Origin of the sequence: uncultured Megasphaera sp. (assembly GCF_958350005.1) — a bacterium.
GTDB lineage: Bacteria > Bacillota > Negativicutes > Veillonellales > Megasphaeraceae > Megasphaera.
Genome location: NZ_CATWFF010000184.1, coordinates 1 through 3,808, shown reverse-complemented (window position 1 = coordinate 3,808; position 3,808 = coordinate 1). Strand labels below are relative to the sequence as shown.

The 3,808-nt window shown below is 50.6% G+C and carries 3 protein-coding genes and 4 tRNA genes; all 7 read right to left on the bottom strand.

The features are described from left to right. Positions 1-64 precede the first annotated feature (64 nt). The 7 genes from Q3886_RS09110 to Q3886_RS09080 all read right to left on the bottom strand — a co-directional run bounded on the left by Q3886_RS09110 (position 65) and on the right by Q3886_RS09080 (position 3,733). Positions 65-140, bottom strand: a tRNA-Lys gene (locus tag Q3886_RS09110). 7 nt (positions 141-147) lie between these two features. After that, positions 148-221, bottom strand: a tRNA-Gln gene (locus Q3886_RS09105). A 4-nt stretch (positions 222-225) separates the two neighbouring features. Then, positions 226-301, bottom strand: a tRNA-Asn gene (locus Q3886_RS09100). Positions 302-323: 22 nt separating this feature from the next. Next, a tRNA-Gly gene (locus Q3886_RS09095) sits at positions 324-398 on the bottom strand. Positions 399-604: 206 nt separating this feature from the next. Continuing rightward, complete coding sequence (gene larC / locus Q3886_RS09090; protein ID WP_301861100.1) at positions 605-1,378, bottom strand: nickel pincer cofactor biosynthesis protein LarC; 774 nt, start codon at positions 1,376-1,378, stop codon at positions 605-607. Positions 1,379-1,391: 13 nt separating this feature from the next. After that, positions 1,392-2,390 (bottom strand): nicotinate-nucleotide--dimethylbenzimidazole phosphoribosyltransferase, encoded by a 999-nt coding sequence (locus tag Q3886_RS09085; protein ID WP_301861099.1) that lies wholly within the window; start codon positions 2,388-2,390, stop codon positions 1,392-1,394. Between the two features lie 245 nt (positions 2,391-2,635). Then, positions 2,636-3,733, bottom strand: a complete 1,098-nt coding sequence (locus tag Q3886_RS09080; protein WP_301861098.1) for an iron-containing alcohol dehydrogenase family protein — start codon at positions 3,731-3,733, stop codon at positions 2,636-2,638. Positions 3,734-3,808 lie beyond the last annotated feature (75 nt).

The window sequence follows — 3,808 nt, the reverse complement described above, 5'->3', positions numbered from 1 at the left end:
CCATGTTCTCGCCGTGAAAGGGCGGTGTCTTAGACCACTTGACCAAGGGGCCATGCATAAATATTGGTGATCCACCCGGGATTCGAACCCGGGACACCCTGATTAAAAGTCAGGTGCTCTACCAACTGAGCTAGTGAATCAAAAATTTGGCAGGGGTAGCTGGATTCGAACCAACGATGACGGAGTCAGAGTCCGTTGCCTTACCGCTTGGCGATACCCCTGTATTGGCTCCTCAAGTAGGACTCGAACCTACGACAAATCGGTTAACAGCCGATTGCTCTACCAACTGAGCTATTGAGGAACAATCTTCCTAAAAAGGAATGTGGAGCGGAAAACGAGACTCGAACTCGCGACCCCCACCTTGGCAAGGTGATGCTCTACCACTGAGCTACTTCCGCATGTCTGTCATGTCCAGCGACGAAAATCATTTTATCACATCGTCCGATGTATGTCAACACTTTTTTCATTTCTTTTTCTGTGTTAACCGTTTTCGTCGGAACGCTTAATTATAATATCACGCAGCGCCGCATATGTCAACACCTTTCCGTACAGAAACTAATACTTTTTTGTATCAGTTTCTGTACAGCCGTGGTGTGTCTATTCTCTACCAGTGCGGAGCCTCACCAATAAATCCGCGAAGCACATTGGGTATTTCCAGATCTTTCGTTCCTGCACCGTATGCAGTCCCATGATGTACGAACTCTTTAGGCCGCGGGCCAATATACGCTGCCAGGGTCTTAACCAGAGCAGCTCCTGTAGGCGTCACCAGTTCTCCCCGTATATCGGCAGCATAGTACGGTATTCCTGTCAGCAGCTCTGCCGTCGCCGGTGCCGGCACGGGCATGAGGCCATGGGCACAACGCACAAAACCGCTTCCTACATGAAGCGGCGAAGCGCCGATCTGTTCAATGCCCAGTTCTTTCAAGGCCCAGGCAGTACCAACAATATCCAAGATACAGTCTACAGCCCCTACTTCATGGAAATGAACAGATGCAACAGGTATGCCATGGACTTTTGCCTCTGCCTGTGCCAGCTGGGAAAATACAGCCAGGCTTCGTTCCTTGACCTCATTTTCGAGCGGTGCCTTTTCGATAATCTCCGTAATATCCTGCAGGTTTCTGTGGCCATGATGTTCCTGGTCATGATGATGGTCATGGCCGTGCTGGTGTCCATGCCCTTCTTCATCGAGGAGCACGTTATAGTACAGGGCCTGAATACCTGCTTTCACAACAGGCCGGCATACCAGGGAATAACCCGTAAGACCCAGAGACGCCATGGCAGCGGAAAAACGTTCAAAGGATACACCGCTCTGCAGCAGCATGCCGACAAACATGTTGCCGCTGATTCCGGAAAAGCAGTCCAAATACAGCGTTTTCATCCTTACGCCCTCCTCACTTCAATTCCCGATTCATCATGTCCACAGCCGCATCCAGCAAAGACAGGCCGATTACGGAGCCCATCCCCTGATCTACATCGGCAGTAGTCTCGAAAAAGGCTTTCAGCCCCAGCATATTCATCTGCAGCTGATGCACTGGTTCCGCATATTTTGCCGACGGCACGATATAATCGTCAATACGCGGGCACAGCGCCCGGGCGACGAGAACGGCTGCGCCAGTGACGGCATTGTCAAAAACAATCAGCATCCGCCGCCGTGCTGCTGCCAGAATAAACCCGGTCATGGCAGCAATATCGGGAGCGCCAACACAGCGCAGCACATCCAGAGGATCGTCTGTATGCACGTGCAGGGAGTCGAGCCGCGCCATTATCTGCTCCAGCCGTTCCCGGCCCTTGATGGCAGGCATTTCATGAATGCGGCTGCGCAAAAAGGCGGCTGTAAGGATAAATGCCGTAAGAAGTGCCCGTTCTCCAAGATTTCCCAGGCCCACAGCCTGATAGCCTTCATCAGCCAGACTTTCACCAATCTGCAGGCCGCTGAACATGGCATCCATCATTTCATCTTCAGTCATAGCCGGCCCCTTGGCCCAGAAATGACTGCCTTTCATGACTTTCAGCACCTGGACGCCTGTCGATTCGGCAATATCCTGTTCCAGCCCCATATCCAGGAGCAGCACGCCGGCGCCTACCTGGTGTGCCACTTTATTGATATGTCCCCGGCCGGCAGCAATCTGCAGCGCCTGTTCCCGGCTTCGTTCGCCTTTCGTCTGATTTTCTCCGCCGTCAACAGCATGATCTGCCGCAAAAATGACGACAGCCTTTTTCAGTATGTCTGGCTGCAGCGTTCCCAGCACGCCGGCAATACGGCCGGCAAAATACATAAGCCGTCCATCCTGTCTGACAGGCAGGCTGGCAAGGCGCTTATAACACTCTCCGGCCGCATCAATATCTATGGACGGAACATCGGCAATAACCTGTTCCAGTACCGTATCCATGCAATCCCTCCTTCATTCTCTGCAACTACACATATAATAGAAGTTCTGTGTATCTGTGAATATTATTATATCATATCTTAGTTCCGAACCTGGCAATACAGTTTGTCACGGTAATAGTTTATATTATTATACCATACTTCGTGTTGGACTGTTACACCGCCTGTATCTGCCGCACAGCTGAAAAAACTTCCGGACCTGTTGCCAGAATCCGGAAGTTCCACAGCTGCCATCCAGTCTGTATGAAATTATAAGGAACGGCCAAAGGCATCGGCATCCAGAATAGCCTGCTTAAACGCTTCTTTGGTCAGCGGCGTCGGTACACATTTCCATTCCGTAATAGACGGAGCCTTGTCGACAACAGCATCGAGTTCATCTGCTTTAATATCCAGGTCTGCTAACTGAACGGGATAGCCTGCCTTTTTATAAAAAGCAACAATGCGATTACGGAGTTCAAACTGCTTGTCATATGTCAGCAGTACGAGAACGCCGAAGGAAACGATTTCCCCATGCAGATGATGTTCAACAACCTGCGGCAGCACAGTAGATGAATTATAAAACAGATGAGCAACAGACGAATTGTAATAGTATACGGCCTGGTCGCCAGTCGTGCAGTTCGATACCAGACCAGTGCTGATGATAATATCCAGGACGACCTGCTGCAGTTCATAGGAGAGTTTGCCGGCCTTGAAATCAGCCAGGGCCTGCTCGCCATATTCCAGGAGCGGTGCTGTGCAGACTTTTCCCAGAGCCCGGCCCAGCAGAACGGTATGGAAAATCTCAGCGTTCCGGCTGGCCAGCTCGCTTTCGCATTCCTTGCTCATGGCATCGCCAATACCGGCCCAGAACAGTTCAAAAGGGGAATCAGCTACGATATTCATATTAATAAACGTATGAACTGGCGGCTGGGGCAGATAATAGTAGCCGGCAAAAGACTTGTCTGCATTATACATAACAGCAATAGTTGTAGACGGTGCACAGTTGGACGCAACCGTAGGAAAGGCAAACAACGGCTTGCCCGCCTTATCCGCAACGACTTTGCACGTATCAATAGCCCGGCCGCCGCCGACACCAAAAATAATATCCGCATTCTGCACGGCTTCTTCTGCCAGCAGTGCATCTACCCGTTCATACGTGGCATCATCACCGTACCACAATACGCCAAGTACGTTCAGATCCGTTTTGGCAACAGCATCGAGCAGGGGCTTTTCAGCCTTGGACAAGGCCGTCTTCCCGCCAATAACAACGACCTTTTTCCCAAAAGGCTTCGTAATGCGGCCAATCGCTTCATACGCATCCGGCCCAATCGTAAAGGCCGGCAATACCAGAGTGTAATCAGTGAACATGTGCTATCCCTCCAACGCAAATATACTGTTTCTTCATATTTTATTATATGAGGAAAGAATAAGTAGATATATTAT